This is a genomic window from Liquorilactobacillus nagelii DSM 13675 (assembly GCF_019444005.1).
GTDB classification, from domain to species: domain Bacteria; phylum Bacillota; class Bacilli; order Lactobacillales; family Lactobacillaceae; genus Liquorilactobacillus; species Liquorilactobacillus nagelii.
This window is the reverse complement of record NZ_CP049304.1, coordinates 1,204,566-1,224,930: the sequence shown is the minus strand read 5'-3', so window position 1 is coordinate 1,224,930 and position 20,365 is coordinate 1,204,566. Positions and strand designations below refer to the sequence as shown.

At 37.7% G+C, this 20,365-nt stretch carries 21 protein-coding genes, 1 pseudogene and 2 other annotated features; of the genes and pseudogenes, 16 read left to right on the top strand and 6 right to left on the bottom strand.

The features are described 5' to 3' along the window. Positions 1–17: 17 nt before the first annotated feature. Positions 18–1,175, top strand: coding sequence for an ArgE/DapE family deacylase (locus tag G6O73_RS06345; protein ID WP_057885451.1), 1,158 nt, complete (start codon positions 18–20; stop codon positions 1,173–1,175). A gap of 47 nt (positions 1,176–1,222) precedes the next feature. Here G6O73_RS06345 and msrB read toward each other — a convergent pair whose 3' ends face one another. Continuing rightward, positions 1,223–1,648, bottom strand: a complete 426-nt coding sequence (gene msrB, locus G6O73_RS06340) for a peptide-methionine (R)-S-oxide reductase MsrB (RefSeq protein ID WP_057885452.1) — start codon at positions 1,646–1,648, stop codon at positions 1,223–1,225. 107 nt (positions 1,649–1,755) lie between these two features. On the opposite strand from msrB, the gene G6O73_RS06335 reads away from it, so the two are divergent. The 5 genes and pseudogenes from G6O73_RS06335 to trpA all read left to right on the top strand — a co-directional run bounded on the left by G6O73_RS06335 (position 1,756) and on the right by trpA (position 7,595). Continuing rightward, positions 1,756–2,634: a polyphosphate kinase 2 family protein gene (locus G6O73_RS06335; protein ID WP_057885453.1), complete on the top strand. Its 879-nt coding sequence runs from the start codon at positions 1,756–1,758 to the stop codon at positions 2,632–2,634. 70 nt (positions 2,635–2,704) lie between these two features. After that, positions 2,705–2,962: a binding site (T-box leader), on the top strand. A gap of 48 nt (positions 2,963–3,010) precedes the next feature. Further along, positions 3,011–4,180: a trans-sulfuration enzyme family protein gene (locus G6O73_RS06330; protein ID WP_057885454.1), complete on the top strand. Its 1,170-nt coding sequence runs from the start codon at positions 3,011–3,013 to the stop codon at positions 4,178–4,180. A gap of 19 nt (positions 4,181–4,199) precedes the next feature. Beyond that, on the top strand, positions 4,200–5,498 hold the full coding sequence (locus tag G6O73_RS06325; protein WP_057885455.1) for an O-acetylhomoserine aminocarboxypropyltransferase/cysteine synthase family protein: 1,299 nt from the start codon (positions 4,200–4,202) through the stop codon (positions 5,496–5,498). 58 nt (positions 5,499–5,556) lie between these two features. After that, positions 5,557–5,817, top strand: a binding site (T-box leader). Positions 5,818–5,974: 157 nt separating this feature from the next. Next, a pseudogene (locus G6O73_RS06320) lies at positions 5,975–6,811 on the top strand (pyridoxal-phosphate dependent enzyme); the annotation flags it as partial. Further along, a complete protein-coding gene (gene trpA / locus G6O73_RS06315; RefSeq protein ID WP_057885456.1) occupies positions 6,804–7,595 on the top strand; it encodes a tryptophan synthase subunit alpha in 792 nt (263 codons plus the stop codon). The pseudogene G6O73_RS06320 and the gene trpA, both read left to right, overlap by 8 nt. A 150-nt stretch (positions 7,596–7,745) precedes the next feature. Here trpA and G6O73_RS06310 read toward each other — a convergent pair whose 3' ends face one another. Next, positions 7,746–8,126: a PaaI family thioesterase gene (locus G6O73_RS06310; protein ID WP_057885457.1), complete on the bottom strand. Its 381-nt coding sequence runs from the start codon at positions 8,124–8,126 to the stop codon at positions 7,746–7,748. A gap of 56 nt (positions 8,127–8,182) precedes the next feature. On the opposite strand from G6O73_RS06310, the gene menB reads away from it, so the two are divergent. From menB to G6O73_RS06290, 4 genes are all read left to right on the top strand, one after another. Then, positions 8,183–9,001: a 1,4-dihydroxy-2-naphthoyl-CoA synthase gene (menB, locus tag G6O73_RS06305; RefSeq protein WP_057885458.1), complete on the top strand. Its 819-nt coding sequence runs from the start codon at positions 8,183–8,185 to the stop codon at positions 8,999–9,001. Between the two features lie 34 nt (positions 9,002–9,035). Next, the gene (locus tag G6O73_RS06300) at positions 9,036–10,481 is read left to right on the top strand and encodes an o-succinylbenzoate--CoA ligase (protein ID WP_057885459.1); all 1,446 of its coding nucleotides are present in this window, start codon (positions 9,036–9,038) and stop codon (positions 10,479–10,481) included. A 177-nt stretch (positions 10,482–10,658) separates the two neighbouring features. Then, on the top strand, positions 10,659–10,850 hold the full coding sequence (locus tag G6O73_RS06295) for a hypothetical protein (protein WP_057885460.1): 192 nt from the start codon (positions 10,659–10,661) through the stop codon (positions 10,848–10,850). 61 nt (positions 10,851–10,911) lie between these two features. Then, positions 10,912–11,094 carry a hypothetical protein gene (locus G6O73_RS06290; protein ID WP_057885461.1) on the top strand — a complete coding sequence of 61 codons (183 nt, stop codon included), beginning with the start codon at positions 10,912–10,914 and terminating at the stop codon, positions 11,092–11,094. A 60-nt stretch (positions 11,095–11,154) separates the two neighbouring features. On the opposite strand, the gene G6O73_RS06285 is transcribed toward G6O73_RS06290, so the two are convergent. Beyond that, positions 11,155–11,868 carry a beta/alpha barrel domain-containing protein gene (locus G6O73_RS06285; protein WP_057885462.1) on the bottom strand — a complete coding sequence of 238 codons (714 nt, stop codon included), beginning with the start codon at positions 11,866–11,868 and terminating at the stop codon, positions 11,155–11,157. A 257-nt stretch (positions 11,869–12,125) separates the two neighbouring features. On the opposite strand from G6O73_RS06285, the gene G6O73_RS06280 reads away from it, so the two are divergent. From G6O73_RS06280 to G6O73_RS06265, 4 genes are all read left to right on the top strand, one after another. Next, on the top strand, positions 12,126–13,580 hold the full coding sequence (locus tag G6O73_RS06280) for an amino acid ABC transporter substrate-binding protein/permease (RefSeq protein WP_057885463.1): 1,455 nt from the start codon (positions 12,126–12,128) through the stop codon (positions 13,578–13,580). Beyond that, positions 13,580–14,320 carry an amino acid ABC transporter ATP-binding protein gene (locus G6O73_RS06275; protein ID WP_057885464.1) on the top strand — a complete coding sequence of 247 codons (741 nt, stop codon included), beginning with the start codon at positions 13,580–13,582 and terminating at the stop codon, positions 14,318–14,320. Before G6O73_RS06280 ends, G6O73_RS06275 begins: the two co-directional genes overlap by 1 nt. 62 nt (positions 14,321–14,382) lie before the next feature. Continuing rightward, the gene (locus G6O73_RS06270; RefSeq protein WP_057885465.1) at positions 14,383–14,646 is read left to right on the top strand and encodes a hypothetical protein; all 264 of its coding nucleotides are present in this window, start codon (positions 14,383–14,385) and stop codon (positions 14,644–14,646) included. A 142-nt stretch (positions 14,647–14,788) separates the two neighbouring features. Beyond that, positions 14,789–15,994 (top strand): MFS transporter, encoded by a 1,206-nt coding sequence (locus G6O73_RS06265; protein ID WP_057885466.1) that lies wholly within the window; start codon positions 14,789–14,791, stop codon positions 15,992–15,994. 5 nt (positions 15,995–15,999) lie between these two features. Here G6O73_RS06265 and G6O73_RS06260 read toward each other — a convergent pair whose 3' ends face one another. Beyond that, positions 16,000–16,329 carry a hypothetical protein gene (locus tag G6O73_RS06260; RefSeq protein ID WP_057885467.1) on the bottom strand — a complete coding sequence of 110 codons (330 nt, stop codon included), beginning with the start codon at positions 16,327–16,329 and terminating at the stop codon, positions 16,000–16,002. Between the two features lie 106 nt (positions 16,330–16,435). Here G6O73_RS06260 and G6O73_RS06255 point away from each other — a divergent pair, with 106 nt between their 5' ends. Together G6O73_RS06255 and G6O73_RS06250 are read left to right on the top strand one after the other, a co-directional pair. Next, entirely contained in the window at positions 16,436–17,104 is a 669-nt protein-coding gene (locus G6O73_RS06255; RefSeq protein ID WP_057885468.1) for a histidine phosphatase family protein, read from the top strand. Positions 17,105–17,108: 4 nt separating this feature from the next. Next, positions 17,109–18,113: a serine hydrolase domain-containing protein gene (locus tag G6O73_RS06250; RefSeq protein ID WP_057885469.1), complete on the top strand. Its 1,005-nt coding sequence runs from the start codon at positions 17,109–17,111 to the stop codon at positions 18,111–18,113. A gap of 57 nt (positions 18,114–18,170) precedes the next feature. Here G6O73_RS06250 and G6O73_RS06245 read toward each other — a convergent pair whose 3' ends face one another. Further along, entirely contained in the window at positions 18,171–18,875 is a 705-nt protein-coding gene (locus G6O73_RS06245; RefSeq protein ID WP_057885470.1) for a type 1 glutamine amidotransferase, read from the bottom strand. A 3-nt stretch (positions 18,876–18,878) separates the two neighbouring features. Beyond that, on the bottom strand, positions 18,879–20,228 hold the full coding sequence (locus G6O73_RS06240) for a Mur ligase family protein (RefSeq protein ID WP_057885471.1): 1,350 nt from the start codon (positions 20,226–20,228) through the stop codon (positions 18,879–18,881). Between the last annotated feature and the right edge of the window lie 137 nt (positions 20,229–20,365).

The following is a 20,365-nucleotide window of genomic DNA, read 5'->3' as shown; positions in this document are numbered from 1 at the left end:
TTAAGGAAGATGATAATTTGGATAAGCAGGAAAAAATTAAAGTGTTAACTGACTTAATTGCCATTAATTCAGTTAATGGCAATGAGGTGGCTGTGGCAAAATATTTAGCAACTTTTTTGGCTAAATATGGTATCTTAGCCAAAGTAGACTGTTTTGGTGACAACCGTGCCAATCTGGTAGCCGAATTTGGTGAGCATAAAACTCAGCAAGTTTTTTGTTTAACAGGTCATCAAGATACCGTAGCCGTGGCAGACAAAAGTCAATGGCATTCGAATCCGTTTCAAGCGAAAATTACTGGAGACCGGTTGTATGGCCGGGGCAGTGCTGATATGAAAAGTGGACTTGCTGCCGAAGCGATTGTGTTAGCTGAACTAGCTGAACAAAAAAAGACAATTCCCGGAGTTTTAAGGTTGGTTGCAACTGCGGGTGAAGAGTTTGGAACACCAGGTGCTTATCGATTGGCAAAACAAGGATTAATAGATGATGTTCAAGCAATGATTGTCGGTGAACCAACAGATGGGCAAATAGTCTATGCCCATGCAGGAACAATTAATTATCAAATTAAAAGTTACGGGAAAGCTGTTCACAGTTCAGCACCAGAAGCTGGAATTAATGCAATTAGCGGGTTGGTTGCTTATATTAATGCTGAGCCAAAATTGTTTGCTGATGATCCCGGTGATTCTGATTTAGGAAAGGTTAAACACAGTATTACAATCGTTAAGGGTGGTTCACAAATTAACATTATCCCTGACCAAGCTGAACTTTTCGGAAATATTCGTCCCACGCCAGCATTTTCTAATGAAAAAGTAATCGCGGTTATTAAAGACCAGCTGGCAATTATTAATCAGCAAACTAAATTTAAATTAGAATTTTCTTTACTGCATAATTTTTATCCAGTTAAAACTGATCCGCAAACTGACTTTGTTCAACAGTCGGCTGCTATTTCAGCCAGTCATTTTCCCTGTCAGCCAATCAAATTAACAACAATTAATGGTGCAACCGATGCAAGTGTCTTTGTTGAACGTAACCCACAAATTAAGACAATTGTTCTCGGACCAGCTGCTTGGAAAAATGCTCATCAAATTGATGAATATACAACAATCAGCAGTTTTTTGGCAATGACAAATATTTATCAAGAAATAGTTCAAAACTATTTTAAAACTGAAAATAAATAAAAAATCTCGCAAGGCCACACTGCTTTTTAGGCCATTTGCGAGATTCTTTATTTGAATAGTTTGACGTAAGCACCATATCCAGAGGTCTTTAATTGATCCAGTGGAATAAATTTTAAAGCAGCTGAGTTGATACAATACCGCAATCCGCCTTGGTCAACGGGTCCATCATTGAAAACATGACCCAAGTGTGAATTTGCTTGTTGACTGCGGACTTCAATGCGCTGCATTCCCAAAGAATAGTCGCGGTTTTCTTGTAATTTAGTTATTGGTTGAGTAAAAGCTGGCCAGCCGCAACCGGCGTCGTATTTATCTAAAGATGAAAATAGTGGTTCACCACTAATAATATCAACGTAAATACCTGGTTGGTCAAATTGATCATATTTACCAGTAAAAGGTTTTTCAGTTGCAGCATGTTGAGTAACTTCATAAGCTAGAGAACCAATTTTTTGTTTTAGCTCAGGTTTCTCAGTCAAATTATTATCCTCCGATTATCTAAGTGGTATCATTAATATAACTATCATACAAAATTAAAACAAGAATTCTGCTTTTATTGCTTATGAAAACACTAGGAGGAATAAAAATGACTTTTGCAAAGAAATTTTTTTACGATGGTAAGAAAGCTTTAGATCTCAATCAGAACTTGACGGCTGTAGAGGATACTCCTGCTAAAGAGGTAATTAAACAGCAATTAGTTGAAAATATAAAAAAATTAGCTGAATTACAAGGTAAACTTTATGCGCAAAATCGTTATGGTGTTTTATTAGTTTTTCAAGCTCTAGATGCAGCGGGCAAGGATAGCATGATCCGACATGTTATGAGTGGAATCAATCCTCAAGGTTGTGAAGTAACGAGTTTTAAGCAACCAAGTTCACTTGAATTGGATCACGACTATCTCTGGCGAATTCATCAGCATGTTCCCGCTAAGGGCAATATTGGGATTTTTAATCGTTCTTACTACGAGGATGTCTTGGTCAGTCGCGTTCATCCTGAGTTGATTTTGAATTCGCATTTAGCTGGAATAACACAATTAGATCAAGTGGATGGTCAATTTTTTGATAAACGATTTGAGGATATTACCTATTTTGAAAATTATTTAGCACGTAATGGAATTTTAATTTTGAAATTTTTCTTGCATATGTCAAAAGAAGAGCAGCGGTTGCGTTTTTTGCGGCGAATTGAGCTTCCTAGTCATAATTGGAAATTTTCAGAGGCTGATATCAAAGAACGGCAGTATTGGGATGATTATCAGCAAGCGTATCAAATAGCAATTAGCAAAACAGCGACTAAAAAGAATCCGTGGTATCTAATTCCATCAGATGATAAGTGGTATTCTAGAATGTGTGTCTCAGATATTATTGTTGATCGAATGAAAGAGTTACCACTGCATTACCCAGCAATGCCTGAAGGAAAGCGAGCAGAATTAAAACAAGCCTTGAACTTTTTAAAAAAAGAAGAATAGTGGCAAATTAAATTAAAAAATGGTTGACTTTTAATAAAGATTATTTCATAATCTATTAGTAAATAATTAAAAAACAGCAAGAAGAGTAACTGGGAAATTGTTCTAAGCGAGTCGTTGGTTGATGAAAAACGATAGCAATTAACTGGTGAAGATGGTCTTGTTGAGTAGTTCAATTGTTGAGCTGACTTATGATGGTTAGACAATTGCGGGTACTCCCGTTAAAGAGTCGAGGTATCTTCTAGTTTTGAATGTACCTTTAGAGGAATAGTTTGTGAGAACTATTTAAATAATAAGGTGGTAACGCGAAATGCAGTTTTTCGTCCTTAGCTGGAAAGCGAGGATGAGAGGCTGCTTTTTTATTTAGGGGGAATTGAAAATGACAGCTTTTAATACACAACTAGTTCATGGAGAAACAATTGGTGATAATCAAACAGGTGCGGTTAATCCCCCAGTCTATAATTCATCAACTTATCAATATCGTTCAATCGAACAACCGGCCCATTGGGATTATGCTCGATCTGGTAATCCAACCCGAGAATTTTTAGAAAAACAAATTGCACAGTTAGAACATGGAGTTCGGGGCTTTGCATTTGCTTCTGGAATGGCAGCAATTCATGCAGTGCTAGCTATTTTTAAACCAGGGGATCATCTGATTGTTGGTAATCAAATTTACGGTGGAACTTATCGATTATTGAATCAATATTTTAAAGAGCGGGAAATCACCTTTACCGCAGTTGATTCACGAGATCTAAATGCGGTAGCGGCAGCAATTCAGCCAAATACAAAGGCAATTTATTTTGAGCCATTTACTAATCCTCTATTACAAGTAACCAGTGTTAAAAAAATTTCTGAATTAGCGCACAAGTATCGGTTTTTAACAATTGTTGATAATACTTTTTTGACACCTTACTTACAGCAACCGTTGACTTTAGGTGCTGATTTGGTAGTCCATTCAGCAACTAAATATCTAAGTGGACATTCGGATGTGATTGCTGGCTTGGTAGTGGCAAAAAATGCAGAATTGGCGGAAAAAATTTATTTTATCCAAAATGCTTTGGGTGGTGTTTTATCGCCACAAGATGCTAATTTAGTTCGACGTGGGATTCAGACACTAGCCTTGAGACTCGAGCGTCAGCAGGACAATGTTGCTCAATTAATTAAATTTTTGCAGCATTGTCCGCAAGTAGCTGGAATTCATTATCCTGGGTTACCGGGGTCAGCCGATTATGATATTGCTCAGGACGAATGTCGTGGCTGCGGGGGCGTCTTTTCTTTTGAACTCGTTCCAGGAGTTGATGCTTGTCAATTTGTTGATCACTTAAAGCTTTTCAAATTAGCTGTTAGCTTAGGTGCAGTTGAGAGTTTAGCTGAATTGCCATATGAAATGAGCCATGCCGAGTTACCGCCAGAAGAGCGATTGGCAGCTGGTATTTCACCACAGCTAATCAGGCTAGCTGTTGGAATTGAAGATGTAACAGACTTGAAGGCTGACTTGCAACAAGCATTAATGGTTGTTAGTCAGCAGCCGCAAACATCAATTAAATAAAAATAGGAGTGTGGAAAAATTGGTTGATTGTAAATTTAATACGAAAAGAATTCATGCGGGATATCGCCCTGAAGAGCATCAGTATGCTTCTTCTGTACCGATATATCAAACGGCGGCTTTTGGGCTGACTAATACAGATGTAGCGAATCAAATCGTAACTGGACAACTACCAGGACGTTTTGATTATTCTCGTGATGGAAACCCGACAATTCAGGTATTGGAAGAAAGGATTGCCGAGCTTGAAGGCGGTGTGGGAGCAGTAGCTGTTGCTTCCGGAATGTCAGCAATTTCATTTACAATTTTGAACGTAGCAGATGGTGGTGGCCGGATTATTGCACCAATCAACATTTATGGTTCAACGTTGGATGAATTCCGTAATTTTTTTCCGACCTATGGTATTAATTTTGATTTAGTTGATGATATCAATGATTTAAAGCAAGTCGAACAATTAATTAAACCAGATACAAAAGCCATTTATGTTGAAAGTGTGGCAAATCCTAGTACTGAAATTGCTGATCTGGCAGCTTTAGCACAAATTGCTCACAAGGCGGGCATCCCGCTGATTGTTGATAATACTTTTCCAACACCTTATTTACTAAGACCGTTTGAACATGGAGCAGACATTGTCATCTATTCTTCGACGAAAGGAATTAATGGGCATGGAAATACCCTCTCCGGTTTAGTCGTTGATCACGGCAAATTTAATTGGGAAAATGGCAAGTTTCCACAGTTTACTACTGAAGAATTTATCTTGGGCGATGAGGAGAAAAAGCAGACTGCCAGTTTTAGCAGCAAGTTCGGTCAAAAAGCTTTTATTAAACGAATTCGGATGAAATATGTTCGTTTGCTAGGTTCAGTTCTTGGGCCAATTGATGCCTATTTTGTTTTACTGGGTTTAGAAACAATTGCTGAACGACTTGATAAACAAGTTGCGAGTGCAGAAAAGATTGCTCATTTTTTGGTGGATAGTCCATATGTTAAACGAGTCTTTTATAGTGGTTTAAATCCTGAAAATAAACTGGTCAAAAAATACTTGCCCAATGGTGTTGGCTCAATTCTATCATTTGAGTTGAAAGGCAATGAGGAAAACATTGCCAAACTAATTAAGCAAACACAAATTTTCAGCTACTTGCCTAATATTGGTGATGCTAAATCATTGATTGTTAATCCAGCGCGAACAACTCATCGTGAAGTTCCAGCAAAAATTCGTCAACGCACAGGCTTAAATCCGCAATTGATTCGACTCTCGATTGGTTTAGAAGATGTTTCCGATCTAATTGCGGATTTGGATCAAGCATTAGCAGCGGCTTTTGCTTAAAAAAGCTTGACAATCTTTTAATCGTAGTTTAATCTATTTTTAACTTAATATTCGTCCATACAAACCGTTGAAGTGGAGATCAAGATAATTATGCTCATCAAGAGAGCCGGGGATGCTGCGAGCCTGGTTGAAAACAGATTATTAAATGGACCACGGAGGGTGCGGCCAAAGCAAATGAGTTAGTACACCGCAACGCAAGATACGCGTCAGTTATCAGGGGTGTGTTGGCATCCTGGAAAGTGTGGTATTTGAAAATAGCTTATTTAAGCTTCTTTGAATTCCAAAATAAGGTGGTACCGCGGAAGAATCCGTCCTTAACAGTTTCTGTTATGGGCGGATTTTTTTTGTAGGGAGGATAAAAAATGGCAACATTTCGATGGCAGGTTTCAAGAAAAGTTTTGGCAATAGTAACGGATATTTTAAAAGTAAAAGACGGGTAAAAATTTAGGAGGGTAAATAAAATGATTAAAGATGCAATTCAACAAGTGGTAGCCGGAAAAGACCTAAGTTATCAAAAGACAGCTGCAGCAATTAATGAAATTATGACGGGGCAAGTATCAGACATTCAGATTGCTGCGTTTTTAACGGCCCTAACAGCTAAAGGTGAAACAATTGATGAAATCGCTGGAGCTGCTGCGGCAATGCAAGAATGGAGTCGGAGAACAACTGATACACATTATGTAATCGGATCGGTTATGGGACCTGCACCTTTTCCAGCAATGGTGGCTGATTTCCAAGCGATAATCAGTCAAGAAATTAAAAAACAATTACTGGCAGAGACAGGTAAATTACCTGATGCGGTAGTTGCTTGTGTTGGTGGAGGGAGTAATGCAATGGGAGCTTTTTATCATTTTATTGCTGATCCAACAGTTAGACTAATCGGCTGTGAAGCCGCTGGAAAAGGCGTCGATACTGATCAACATGCAGCCACAATTGAACGCGGCAGCACCGGAATTTTTCACGGCATGAAATCTATTTTTCTGCAAAATAATGATGGACAAATTGATGAGGTGTATTCAATCTCAGCCGGCCTTGACTATCCGGGAATTGGCCCACAACATGCAGCATTGGCAGCTGCAAAGCGAGCAGAATATGTTGGAATCACTGATGATGAAGCGGTAGCGGCTTTTGAATATGTTGCCCGTGAAGAAGGAATTATCGCAGCAATTGAAAGTTGTCATGCGGTAGCTTATGTTCGTAAATTAGCACCAACCATGCGGCCAGACCAAATCATTGTCTGCAATTTATCTGGGCGTGGCGACAAAGATGTGGCAGCAATTGCACGTTATCGGGGGAAGAAAATCTATGACTAAATTAAAACCAGAAACAACATTAACCAACGCTTTTCCAAAAAATCGAAAAGCTTTAATCGGTTTTGTAACTGCTGGAGATCCCAGCTTTGAACAATCGGTAGCTGAAATACTGACACTTGCTCAAGCCGGGACGGATATTATTGAAATTGGAATTCCGTTTAGCGATCCAGTAGCTGATGGACCTGTGATTCAAGCGGCAGATTTACGAGCGTTTGCTGCTGGAATGACAACTGAAAGAGTTTTTGAGTTGGTAACGGCTGTGCGGCAGAAGAGTCAGGTTCCCCTTGCATTGTTAGTTTATTTGAATAATGTTTTTAAGTATGGCTATGAACGATTTTTTAAACGCTGTGCTGAGTTACAAATTGGCGGTTTAATTATTCCTGACTTACCGGCTGAAGAACGAGCCGAAGTTTTACCTTTTGCCCAGAAATATGGTTGTGCACTAATTCCATTAGTGGCACCAACATCGGGCAAACGAATTCCACAAGTAGTTGCTGGAACGAGCGGATTTGTTTATGCAGTTTCTTCGATGGGTGTTACTGGAACCAGAGAGGAAATTAAAACTAATTTGACTAAAATGCTTGCTCAAATTCGGCAAGCAACCGATTTGCCAATTGCTGTGGGTTTTGGAATTCACACTGCCAAACAAGCTGCAGATGTAGCAGCTATTGCTGATGGAGTAATTGTCGGCTCAGCAATTGTACAGTTAATTGCAGCAAAAGATGAAACCGTATCAGACAAGTTAGATCACTATGTCCGTGAACTCAAAGCGGCAATTAATTAGCTAGATGAAAACTCCTAAAATCAACCTCTCAGCCAACTACGATCGTTCAGGCAGGGAGGTTGATTTTTTAAAATTTGGCTAAATTATTTGGCTTATTAAAACAACGTGTTAAAATTAAATAGTGGACGATATTTTTGAACTGAAAGTTTCTTACTGTTTAATAGGATGTGGCTGTAAGCAAGTAGTAACGGTACTGATACTTGAAAGTTTTTCAGTTTTAGCGGCAAAGGTTTTAACTTCCCAAGTTTGTAATCGCTGACCCAGATGTAGCGGGTAAGCGTGAGCAATGATTTTTCCACTTGAAAGCGCACGCAAATGATGTGTGGTCAAGTCAACACCTACTGCTACTTGTCCAGTTGGGGCAAATTGATTAGCTGCTAAGCTGGCAGCTGTTTCGGCTAAAACAGCATTAATTCCACCATGGACCAGGCCATAAGGCTGTAGCAGTTTCGGGGTGATTTCAACTGAAATAACCGTTTCTGCAACTGTGTTTTGTTCAATTTTGATGCCGAGATTTTCCAGCAAATTCATAAATATCGCCTCCCGAGTTTACTTTAAAATCTATTTTAGCAGAAAGGATCGATAACATGAGTCGTAAATGGCAAAAAGTTAAAGATTACCAAGAAATATTATTTGAAAGGACCGGAAAAATCGCTAAGCTCACAATCAATCGGCCAGAAAAAAGAAATGCCTTTACTCCTTTGACGATTATGGAATTGATTGATGCTTTTAATCAGTGCCGAGATGATAGCTCAATTGGTGTGATTATTTTGACAGGTGCGGGCGATTTAGCCTTTAGTTCGGGTGGTGATCAGGGTATCCGGGGGAATGGCGGTTATGTTGGCAAAGATCAAATTCCCCGGTTGAACGTATTAGATTTGCAACACTTGATTCGAATTATTCCTAAACCGGTAATTGCGATGGTTAAGGGCTGGTCAGTTGGTGGGGGTAACGTCTTACAGCTGGTCTGTGACTTAACAATTGCAGCAGACAATGCCAAATTCGGTCAAACCGGTCCTAAAGTTGGTAGTTTTGATGCCGGATACGGTTCTGGATATTTAGCGCGAGTTATTGGTCATAAAAGAGCTAAAGAAGTTTGGTTTTTAAATCATTGGTACACGGCTGATGAAGCTTATCGGATGAATTGGATTAATAAAGTGGTGCCGTTAGCTGATGTTGAAACGGAAACTTTGAAATGGTGCGATGAAATATTGACAAAGTCACCGACAGCTTTACGTTTTATCAAAGCGGCGATGAATGCTGATACTGATGGCTTAGCAGGGTTACAGCAATTTGCCGGCGATGCAACGATGTTATATTACACTAGCGACGAAGCTAAAGAAGGACGCGATGCGTTTAATCAAAAACGCCAACCAGATTTTGATCAATTTCCTAAATTTCCTTGATCTGGCAGTTGTTAAAAGCAATGAGGTGTAAAAATTGCAAAATTGGTTGATAAAACAATCGCAAATAAACCCAGACAAAATAGCCTTAATTACTGCTGCTGAACAATGGACGTTTGCTCAACTAACTGAAAAGGTTTTACAAACTGCTGGACAGATAACTACTCTGCTAGGAGAACTACCTAGGCAAACCCGCATTGCTGTATTAGTAAAAAATGATTCAACTGGTTACTTGGTAATACTAGCCTTACAGCAGTTAGGTTTGGTACCTCTGTTATTAAATTGGCGCTTGAGTAGGATAGAATTACAACGTCAGCTTAAAATAGGACAGCCAAGAGCTTTAATTGTTGATGATAATTTAGCAACTCAGTTAAAGGTGGATGTAAAAGTAAAATTGATTAGTTTGAAACAAATGACCACCTCAAAGGCTCAAACGATAGTCCCGGTGGCAGAATTTTTACCTGATCAATTAGCCTCAATTATGTTTACCTCCGGAACAACCGGTCAACCGCATGGAGTCAAGCAAACTTTTCAAAATCATTTTTATTCGGCGGTAGGTTCGGCTTTTAACCTGGGTTTAGATACTAATGAACTGTGGCTGTGTGCATTGCCAATTTTTCACATTAGCGGGCTATCAATTATGATGCGTAGCTTAATTTATGGAATGGGTATTCTTCTAGTTCAGCATTTTTCTGCAGTGGAAGTAACCCAGCAGTTGCAAGATTATCCAGTAACTTTGATGTCAGTTGTGCCACAAATGCTGCAGCGTCTCTTAAAAGTTTATCCTGCAAAAGGTTATCAACAGCATTTTCGGGGCTTTTTATTAGGTGGTGGTCCGATTGATGCAGCTACATTAAAAACTTGCCAGCAAAAAAACTTGCCAGTTGTCCAATCTTATGGAATGACGGAAACGTGTTCGCAAGTTGTTGCTTTGAATTTTACGGAGGCTGAACGACATTTGGGTTCAGTTGGCAAACCGCTGTTTCCAATCCAAGTAAGATTAGCAGCCAAACCGATTGGTGAGATTCAATTAAAGGGACCGAATTTAGCTGCTGGTTATTTGGATGATTCGAACGGGTTTTCTCAAAAAATGACAGCAGATGGTTGGTTTAAAACCGGCGATATTGGTCGTTTTGATCAAACTGGTTTTTTGTATATTTGTGGTCGCAAGGATGAGATGCTAATTTCTGGTGGAGAGAATATTTTTCCTCAAGAAATTGAAGCCGTTTATCAACAGTTCTCGTCAATTCAAGAAATAGCGGTTATTGGAGTTAATGATGAAAAGTGGGGTCAGGTGCCGTGGGCTTTTTACTCCACTCAGAAGCCAATTAATTACCAGCTGTTGTTAAGCTTTGGCCGCCAACATTTAGCTCACTATAAAGTTCCTCAGCAGTTTATCTGGGTGGATCATCTGCCAAGAACAGCGAGTCATAAAATTAGTCGTTCAAAACTGCGAGAACTTGCCAAAAAGATGAAAAGCTAGTTAGAAGATGCAACTAAATACTCGAAAGCCAACTTTAAGATTTGCTTTGAAATATTAAGAGAATTAAAAAAAATAAATTTTTTTCTTACGTTCGGTTTAATTTGAATTAATTGCTCAGAAATGATGATATAATTTAGTTATCATAAAGTTTTAAGTTATAGGCAGGAGGGATGTTTCATGACAGTAGTTGAATTTGAATTGGTTGATGGTAAAAGATTGCACCAGAAATTTAATACCGGTTTTACGGAAATCTTCCGACAAATAAATCGGTTGATGATCACTAATGGTTCGGTGATGGTTGATGGGCATCTAGTTGCTGCAAGTCAGATTAAAAGTTTGCGTCCGATTTCAAATAAGCAGCCGTGTTAAAATTTTATTATCCAAATTACGGTGAATAAAATTTAATTTGAATGGTTGGGAGAATTTTTAAATGATAACTTTGATGATCATTTTAATGATCTGGCTTTGTTGGAAGATTTTTAAGGGAATTTTTAGTTTTATAATTCCGCTAATCTTGATCGTAATTGGTTTAAAATTATTCTTTGGTTTATGGTGGCTTTGGTTGGTGTTATTTTTGTTACTGGGTGGTCATCGTTATTTCCAAGGTGTCTAATAAAAAATCGGTTGGTAAGCTGGCTTGATAGCTAGTTGAACCACCGATTTTTTTTTGAATTTATTTTTCGTGACTGTTTTGTTGGCGATAGAGTTCCATCTTCTTCTGGAAAGTTGCCTCTGTCACGCCATAAGCAGTGAAGGTAATTGCATTAGCACCAGCATCAATTGTTTGTTGAATTTGTTCAGCAGTTTTACCACCAGAAGCAATGATTGGAAAATTTGGTGCATAATCTTGAATTTCGTTGCGGACCCACTTAACCAAGTTAGCTGTTTCTTTACCACCCGCAATATTGAATGCCTTGACTCCAGCGTTGATTCGTTCATGCAAATCAACACTTTGATTGACAATAGTATAGATGATAGGAATGTCGACTACTTTTCCAACTCCAATGATTGTATCAATTGTGGTTGGAGCGTTTAAAACAACCGCTTGAGCCCCACTTTCTTCAGCAAAAAAGCCAATTGTTGCTGAACGCAGCCCTTTGGTTAACCCCCCACCAATTCCGGCTAAAATTGGGACATTAGAAACCGTCGAAATGGCCTCAAGTATTTTGGTATTAGGTGTCCAAGGATAGACTGCTAAAACAGCATCGGCATTGCAATTGGCAATTACAGCAACATCCATTGTATAGATAATACTTTTAATTCGTTTACCATAGAGATTTATTCCTGAGGCATTTCGAATAACAGCTGGAGCTGAAACAATATCACCACGCAATTTAGAAGTTAAGCTGGGGACTTCTTTACGATTATTAAATTTAATTTCTGACATATCTAATTGCTCCTTTTTTCTTTTCTCTCAAAACATACGAATAAAATGGTAAAAAGTCAATTATTTTGTCAACTTTATAATTTAATTATTTGTCAGCAAATAAGATTTTTGTTTTGGAAAAGAAAGTCAAACAACTTTAAATCTTTGAAAAAAAACTAATTAAGTTTGATAAAGCGCTATCAAAATGCCATTTGACATCTTGATGGCATTTTTATGATATACTTTTAATATTATATTAAGAAATGGGAGAAGATATCATGAAAAAAAGATTTGTATTTTTTTGTCTGACATTGATTGCCGCAGTGGCATTCTTCTTTAGTGGTCAGGCACCAGTTCATGCTGAAAAAACATATACAATTGGGACTGACGTAACATTTCCACCATTTGTTTATGCAAATTCCAATAATAAGTATGTTGGAATCGACATGGAACTGATTCGCTCAATTGCTAAAGAAGAGGGCTTTAAAATTAAAATTAAGCCCTTGGGATTCAACGCAGCTGTTCAATCTGTCAGTTCTGGTCAAATTGATGGTGTAATTGCTGGAATGACGATTACCGATGAACGCAAGCAGACTTTTGATTTTTCAAATGCATATTATCAATCTGGCATTGTGATGGCTGTTGCTCCCAAAAGCGGTATCAAAGGTTTGCAAGATTTGAAAGGAAAAAGAGTTGCTGTTAAAACAGGGACGCAAGGTGCAACTTATGCCAATTCACTTAAAGATAAATATGGCTTTAAGGTTGTGACCTTTGACGATTCTGATAATGTTTATAATGATGTTAAAACTGGTAATTCGGCAGCTTGTTTTGATGATAGTGCGGTTTTAAATTATGGTGTTAAAACGGGCTTAGGTCTGAAGATAGTAACTAAACCAGCTGATATTGGTCAATATGGCTTTGCTGTTAAGAAAGGCCAAAATCAAGAATTATTGAAGATGTTTAATCAAGGTTTAGCGAAATTAAAGAAAAATGGCAAATATGATCAAATTATCAAGAAGTATACTGGTGCAGCAGCTACTTCTTCAACCAAGAAGGCTAACGAACAAAAGGATGCTGAAAGTAATACTTTTATTGGTCTGATTAAACAGAATCGTCAAGCTATTTGGACTGGTATTTTAGAAACACTCAAATTAACGATTTTATCAATTATTTTTGCAACCATTTTTGGAATTCTGATTGGTTTATTAGGCGTTATTCCAAATAAATTTTCGCGGGGCTTGTCGACAACGATCATTTACATTTTCCGTGGACTGCCATTGCTGGTTTTGGCACTTTTCATTTATAATGGAGTTCCAAGCTTAACCGGTTCTAAAATTCCAGCATTTGTTGCCGGAATTATTACCTTGACCTTGAACGAAGGTGCCTATACAGCGGCATTTGTTAAAGGAGGAATTGAAGCGGTTGATGCTGGTCAAATGGAAGCAGCCCGCAGTTTAGGGTTACCATTTAGCAAGGCGATGCAAAAAATCGTTTTGCCACAAGGAATCAAAATTATGATTCCTTCATTCATTAATCAGTTTATTATCACGTTAAAGGATACTTCAATTTTATCAATTATCGGAATTTTGGAACTGACACAAACTGGTAAAATTATTATTGCCAGAAATTTACAGGGATTTAAAGTTTGGACGATTGTTGCAGTGATTTATTTACTGTTGATTACAATCTTGACCTTGTTATCAAAATGGGTAGAACGGAGGATCAATAACTAATGACTGAATTAAAAGTAGATGTAAAAGATTTAGTAAAAAACTACGGTGATAACCATGTTTTAAAAGGAATTGATTTTGAAGTGGCGAATAACGAAGTAGTAGTTTTGATTGGGCCATCGGGTTCAGGAAAAAGTACTTTATTACGTTGTTTGAATCGCCTAGAAGATCCAACTTCTGGGAAAATTATTATTGATGGGAAAGATATCAGCGATCCCAAGACAAATATTGACCAAGCACGTGAGAACATCGGGATGGTTTTTCAACATTTTAATTTATTTAACAATTTAACGGTTGAGCAAAATATTGCTTTAGCACCAGTTGAATTAGGAAAGCTTTCAAAAGATGCAGCTGCAGAACAAGCAAAAAAATTACTGAAAACAGTTGGTTTGGAAGATAAATATAACGCTATGCCACGTTCATTGTCTGGTGGTCAAAAACAGCGGGTAGCAATTGCTCGTGCACTTGCTATGAAACCTGATATAATGTTATTTGATGAACCAACTTCAGCGCTTGATCCAGAAATGGTTGGCGACGTTTTAGAGGTTATGAAAAAGTTGGCTAAAGAAGGCATGACCATGGTGGTGGTTACTCATGAAATGGGGTTTGCTAAAGAAGTAGCTGATCGAGTGGTTTTCATGGCTGATGGCAAGGTTGTTGAAGAAGGAAAACCTGCTGAAGTTTTTGATCAACCACAGCATGATCGAACCAAAGCGTTCTTAGATAAGGTAATTAATGTCTAAGTTTTGAAAGTTGCTCATCTAGCTATTAATTTGGTTGTTTTTGCTGGATGGAGGGGATATTTTTGTTTAAAGTTGTATTGGTAATGCATGATGGTGAAAACGAATATTATCGGATGAATAAAGTTTACTTCGAAAGTATGCCAGTTGCTGGTCAGTATATATATAATTCGGATGGCTTGGCTTATCAAGTTGAAGAAGTGGCTGAATTTGCTGGTTATGTCAGCAGTAAAGGTGCGACAACAATCTTAGTTGTACATCCGGCTAACAAAAATGAACCGGTGAGCAAACTTTATGGTTTGAATATTGAACGCGATTTAGATGATTAGAGAATGAATTAAAATGTGAAAAAAGCGCAGCCGAATGCTGCGCTTTTTTTCACTAATTAATTTAGTAATTAAAAAAGAAAAATAGACCGTGGAATTTGATGGTGCTATGATTATATTGATTACTTATGAGAGGAAAAATTTTATGTCACAATCATCACTTCGCCATAGACAGTGGCGACGCAGTTTTATTAGTCTTTGGATTGGATGCTTCATTACGGCTTTAGGTTATTCAATGACCATGCCTTTTATTTCATTGTATATTGATACTTTAGGTCATTTTGATAATTGGCAATTAAATTTATACTCAGGAATTGCTTTTTCGATTACTTATTTATCACAGGCGATTGTTTCGCCTTTTTGGGGGAAATTAGCTGATTTGCGTGGCCGTAAATTAATGTGTTTACGAGCATCAGGAGTTATGGCATGCACAATTTTCTTTGTTGGTGTAGCACAAAATGTGATGACGGTTATTATTTTGCGTCTGCTACAAGGGGCCTTTTCAGGCTATATAAATAATGCTACTGCTTTAATGGCAGGCGAGACACCACATCAACATAGTGGGCAAGTAATGGGAAACTTAATGACAGCCAATGTTACTGGAACTTTATTAGGACCTTTATTTGGTGGTTATTTAGCTGGAATTTTAGGTTATCGGATGCCTTTTTTTATCACCGGAATTTTAATGGTGGTAACTTTTTTACTGACAGCTTTTGCAGTCAAAGAGCACTTTACTCCGATTCCAGCCAAAAAAATGAAACCGATTGGTCAAATATTTAGTCAATTAGATAATCGTCATTTGATTTTTGTAATGTTTCTAACAACTTTACTAGTACAATCATCACTAATGTCAATTTCGCCAATTATCAGTTTATTTGTCCGCCAATTAATGCATGGTCAAGGAAATGTTTCCTTAATTAGTGGGGTTGTCGCGGCGATGCCAGGGTTTGGAACTTTATTGGTTGCCTCGCGAGTTGGTCATTTGATGGATCGAATTGGGCCGCAAAGGGTTCTTTTTTCAGGATTAGTTATTAGTGCCCTGGTTTTTATTCCAATGTATTTTGTAACAACACCACTGCAACTGGGAATCCTTCGCTTTTTGTTGGGACTGGCTAGTGCAGCCATGTTGCCAGCCGTTCAAACAGTTTTAACAGTTGATGTTCCACAAGAGGCATTTGGCAGAATCTTCAGTTACAATCAGTCAGCCCAAGCTGTTGGCGGTGTTGCTGGCCCGCTTTTGGGTTCAGTTGTTTCGAGTTTGGATAGTTACCAAGCGGTTTTTTTGGTCACAGCAGGTCTTTTAATTATTAATTTGGTAATGTTGTTATCGGCTCGAAAAAAAGTCGATTGATTCGGTTACTCAAAGGAAAGTTCAATATAAAAATAATTAGCGGGTACGACAAAAGAACTAGTAACCCAAACGTCTTGGTAATGCGGATTATTCATAGTGGTGAAAGCTTGATAATAATCTAATAATTCACCATGTTTGGCAACAAAGCTATCAGTTAGACGATTAACCATCAAGTGGTTTTGTGGAAAATAGATCTCAGCATAAGAAATTTTAATTGTTGGGTTAATTTTCAAGCGAACAATATTGTTTTCTTTAACCGCCATTTTTTGTGCTTGGCTTGGGTGGCGGCGCAAATATGAAAGTAAATTGAAAATTGAATCTGAGTTACTGGCCATATAAATCAATCCTCTTTGTTTGTTTTATCATAATTGTAACAGCAATTTTGTTATAATTGAACTATCCTAGAGTTAAGTATCAATTATTTAATAAGTTGGTGATAAAATGACAGTTCATTTTTATTTGGTTAGACATGGGCAAACGCAGTTGAATCGCTGGCATCGTTTGCAGGGAATAACAGATTCACCCTTGACTGGAAAAGGTCAAAAATCAGCTCGTAAGTTGGGGCAACAATTACAAGAGATTAGGTTCACTGCAGCGTATACCAGCGACCTTGATCGAACCTTAAAAACAGCTAAATTAATTTTAAAGGAGAACATCCAGCCACAGACGCCAATTTTTCGAGAACCACGGTTACGAGAATTAAGCTTTGGCGAATATGAGGAGGGCAAGAATCGGAAAGTTTTGCCGCACTTTTTGCAGCAATTGGGGCCATTGAGTATTTGGAAAGCTATGTATCATCACCATCATGCAATGGAATTAACTAACTTATTTCATCGAATTGATCAGACTTCTCAAGTGGAAAATGCCCAGCAATTAAGTAGCCGAATTACTTATTTTATGGAAGATTTGGCAGAAAAGTATGCTTCAAGGCCAAACGAAAGCAATATTTTGATTGTTGCTCATGCCTTGATTTTGTCGGTTTTTATTGAAACCTTGGATGGTAAAGTACCACGTTTCTTAATAAAGAATGCTCATGTTTATCGAGTTGATTATGACGACAAGCAGTTTAAACTGGTGGCATTACCAACCAGTAAATCAAAAGAGGAGTAAAAGTTTGAATCCAATTACAACTAATTTGTTACATCAGTTATCTGAACAGCAAATTGTACCCGGTGTTTCTTACGCAATGAAAAGCCAAGAAAAATGGCAGCAAGAAGTTTTTGGCTTCAGTCAGCTTAAGCCTCAAAAAAAGTTATTAGTGACAGATCAACTATATGACTTAGCTTCCTTGACGAAAGTAATCGGGACGACAACGGTTATTTTACATTTAGTTACAGTTGGCAAACTCAACTTTGAGGATTCAGTCAAAAAATTTTTACCAGATTTTTATGACCAACGAGTAACTATTAGAGAACTACTGACACATACAGCTGCAATTACCGGTTATATTCCACATCGAAATCAGTTAGCAGCACCTCAGTTGAAAAAAGCGTTATTTACTTTACATACGGGTAATTGGCTTGGTAAAAAGGTTGAGTATTCAGATATTGGGCTGATTTTTTTAGGTGAGATTATTGAGAGCTTTTATCATAAACCGGTTCAACAAGTAATAGTTGAAAATGTTTTACAACCATTGCAAATGACAAATAGTACTTTTGAGCCGCTAGTTAATCGTTGTGTACCAACCACTTATTCTCAAAAAACAGGTTTGCTGCAAGGAAAAGTTCATGATCCAAAAGCAAGAATTTTAAAAGAGCATTGCGGTTCAGCTGGGTTATTTGCACCACTCAGTGATTTGATGCGTTTCGTGGATTGGATTTTGGCGGACAAGATAGATCCAAAATTATTTTCAAGTGATTTAAGACAACAGCTATTTGCCGATCAGACGCCAACCCATGATTTAGGTCGATCATTTGGCTGGGACTTACGTTATGATTCAAAAGGGCAGGCCTGCATTTATCATACTGGATACACTGGAACTTTCATGCTGTTAGATTTAGCAACTAAGCAAGCTTTAATTGTTTTAACCAATCGAATCCATCCTGACGAGCATAATGAAATCTTTTTGGAAAAACGGGACCAAATTATTGCAACTTATTTAAAAGAAAAAGATCACTAAAAAAACATTGTCGTACCTATAATTTCAGGTACAGCAATGTTTTTTTAGTGACATATTTTAGTAAGTTGGAAGAATTTTCAATTGTTCAGCCTGGCTAAAATCGGCTGTTGGATAACGGCGCTTTAAGGCAATCAACAATAGTCGCTTCGCCAATTCTCCATTGCGGGCAAGGATCGGACCATGGAAGTAAGAGCAATAGACGTTTTTATAAATTGCTCCTTCGGTATGATCTTTGCCATTATTGCCATGACCACTTAAAACTTTACCCAAAGCTTTTTCTCCAGTTCCTAAATAGGTTAGTCCGTTGTGGTTTTCGAAACCGTGGTATTTTTGCCCAGTTTCTTGATTTTGAATTTCAATATCACCGATAAAACGGTGATTGTCTTGGCTTTTAGTATGATGTGGCAAAGCACTAATGCCAGCAATTTTTTCACCTTTAGCCCCAATATAGTATTCACCGAGTAGTTGATATCCACCACAAATTGCTAATAGAGGGCCACCATCTTCAATAAACTTTATTAATTCAGGCTTTTTTTGTTGAATATTATGTGAAACGATTAACTGTTCATAATCTTGACCACCACCGAAAAACGCTAAGTCAAAATCATTTGCTGCAAATTGATCATCTAAGCTGATAACTTTAGTAATTAATTCAACATTCATTTTTTTTGCGTAGTATTGCAAGACTAAAATGTTGCCAATATCACCATAAGTATTTAAGAGGTCACCATAAAGATGGGCAACGCGTAATTGATAAGTCATTTTTTAATCCATCCCCTCCTGAACATAACCCTGTTCAGCCATTAATTTGCGTAATTGTAACATGGCCGTATAAGTTGCTAAGACGTAGATGTGTTTTGTAGGAGCTCGTTTCAAGCTTTCTAGAACTGCTGGTAATGACTCAATTTGTTTAAATTCAGTTTGATCAGCTCCGGCAACTTTTAGTCGGAAAGCGATATCGCGCCAGCGCTCGCCTCCCGCTAAGATAGTAGGAATTCGATTAAATGGTAGTTGTTCGAAACGCCCATCCCAAATCCAGCTAGTATCAATTCCATCGGCATAATTAGCATTTAATAAAACTGCCAGAGAAAAGGGTTGTTTATCCGTTTTGATCATCTGTAAAACTTGATCGAGCCCGACTGGATTCTTGACTAAAATCAAGGTTAAGGCTTTGTTTTCTAACTCAATTACTTCTTGACGACCAAAAACTTTTTGGTCTTGATCATCCAATGCTAAAGTAATCTTTGAGGCTGGAATATTAAAAAAGCGACCAACACTGTATGCCGCTAAAGCATTGTAAATGTTATAGGTGCCTCCAATATGCAAAGTTAGATCCTGACCATCAATTTTAATTGTCGAACTAGTTGGAGTTTGTTCAATTATAGCATTAACAGTATGTTGTAATTTGGGTCGGGAAAAACCGCAGTTAGGGCAGTAATACTTTCCTAAGTTACTGTAGGTTAGTTGATGGTAACGTAAAATATGCTGGCAATTAGGACAAAGTAAACCATCAGTATTGGGAGCTGCCTGTAATTGGCGATCATTTCCCAAGTCAACACCGTAATAGATAGTTGGGTTGGGCAAGTTCTTACTATTAAATATGGGGGCATCTCCGTTAGCGATGATTGTTGCATCAGGTTCTAAACGAATACCATCTAAAATTTTATCATAAGTGGTATAAATTTCACCGTAGCGATCCATTTGATCGCGAAAAATATTGGTTAACACAAAAACTTTTGGATGTAGATAACGAGTTACTAATTCAACGTTTGCTTCATCGGTTTCTAAAATAGCTAATTGCTTTCCACTAGCAGCTTTAGTAGCAGTTAAAAAAGCTGTTACGATTCCTTGCTTCATATTTGAACCACTTGGATTGGTTAAAACATTCTGATAAGTTGTTTGTAAAACTTTAACCGTTAAGGCAGTTGTCAGGGTTTTCCCGTTTGTTCCGGTGATTAGTACTGTTTCATAGTTGGTTCCCAAAGTTTCTAAAACATCAGGGTCCAATGCTAAAGTAACTTTTCCCGGCAAAGAGGTTCCACCATGCAGAAAATGATGTAAAAACCAATGTGAACTTTTTCCAACAGCAATGGCTGCCGTACTTCTTAATGACATGACTGTGTTCCTCCATTCAAAAATGGGTCGTACGTATTTATTTACTGTTTTTTATCATATCATAAAATACTGATGGTAGATGTTTTTTTAGTCTTAAGAAAGATACTTTTAGTGATAATTATTCCGTTTAGTGAATT

Coding starts and splice junctions, on each gene's coding strand:
- G6O73_RS06335 (WP_057885453.1), top strand. CDS start 1,756: ATGACTTTTGCAAAGAAATTTTTTTACGATGGTAAGAAAGCTTTAGAT.
- G6O73_RS06330 (WP_057885454.1), top strand. CDS start 3,011: ATGACAGCTTTTAATACACAACTAGTTCATGGAGAAACAATTGGTGAT.
- trpA (WP_057885456.1), top strand. CDS start 6,804: ATGACTAAATTAAAACCAGAAACAACATTAACCAACGCTTTTCCAAAA.
- G6O73_RS06310 (WP_057885457.1), bottom strand. CDS start 8,126: ATGAATTTGCTGGAAAATCTCGGCATCAAAATTGAACAAAACACAGTT.
- menB (WP_057885458.1), top strand. CDS start 8,183: ATGAGTCGTAAATGGCAAAAAGTTAAAGATTACCAAGAAATATTATTT.
- G6O73_RS06295 (WP_057885460.1), top strand. CDS start 10,659: ATGACAGTAGTTGAATTTGAATTGGTTGATGGTAAAAGATTGCACCAG.
- G6O73_RS06290 (WP_057885461.1), top strand. CDS start 10,912: ATGATAACTTTGATGATCATTTTAATGATCTGGCTTTGTTGGAAGATT.
- G6O73_RS06285 (WP_057885462.1), bottom strand. CDS start 11,868: ATGTCAGAAATTAAATTTAATAATCGTAAAGAAGTCCCCAGCTTAACT.
- G6O73_RS06280 (WP_057885463.1), top strand. CDS start 12,126: ATGAAAAAAAGATTTGTATTTTTTTGTCTGACATTGATTGCCGCAGTG.
- G6O73_RS06275 (WP_057885464.1), top strand. CDS start 13,580: ATGACTGAATTAAAAGTAGATGTAAAAGATTTAGTAAAAAACTACGGT.
- G6O73_RS06265 (WP_057885466.1), top strand. CDS start 14,789: ATGTCACAATCATCACTTCGCCATAGACAGTGGCGACGCAGTTTTATT.
- G6O73_RS06260 (WP_057885467.1), bottom strand. CDS start 16,329: ATGGCCAGTAACTCAGATTCAATTTTCAATTTACTTTCATATTTGCGC.
- G6O73_RS06255 (WP_057885468.1), top strand. CDS start 16,436: ATGACAGTTCATTTTTATTTGGTTAGACATGGGCAAACGCAGTTGAAT.
- G6O73_RS06245 (WP_057885470.1), bottom strand. CDS start 18,875: ATGACTTATCAATTACGCGTTGCCCATCTTTATGGTGACCTCTTAAAT.
- G6O73_RS06240 (WP_057885471.1), bottom strand. CDS start 20,228: ATGTCATTAAGAAGTACGGCAGCCATTGCTGTTGGAAAAAGTTCACAT.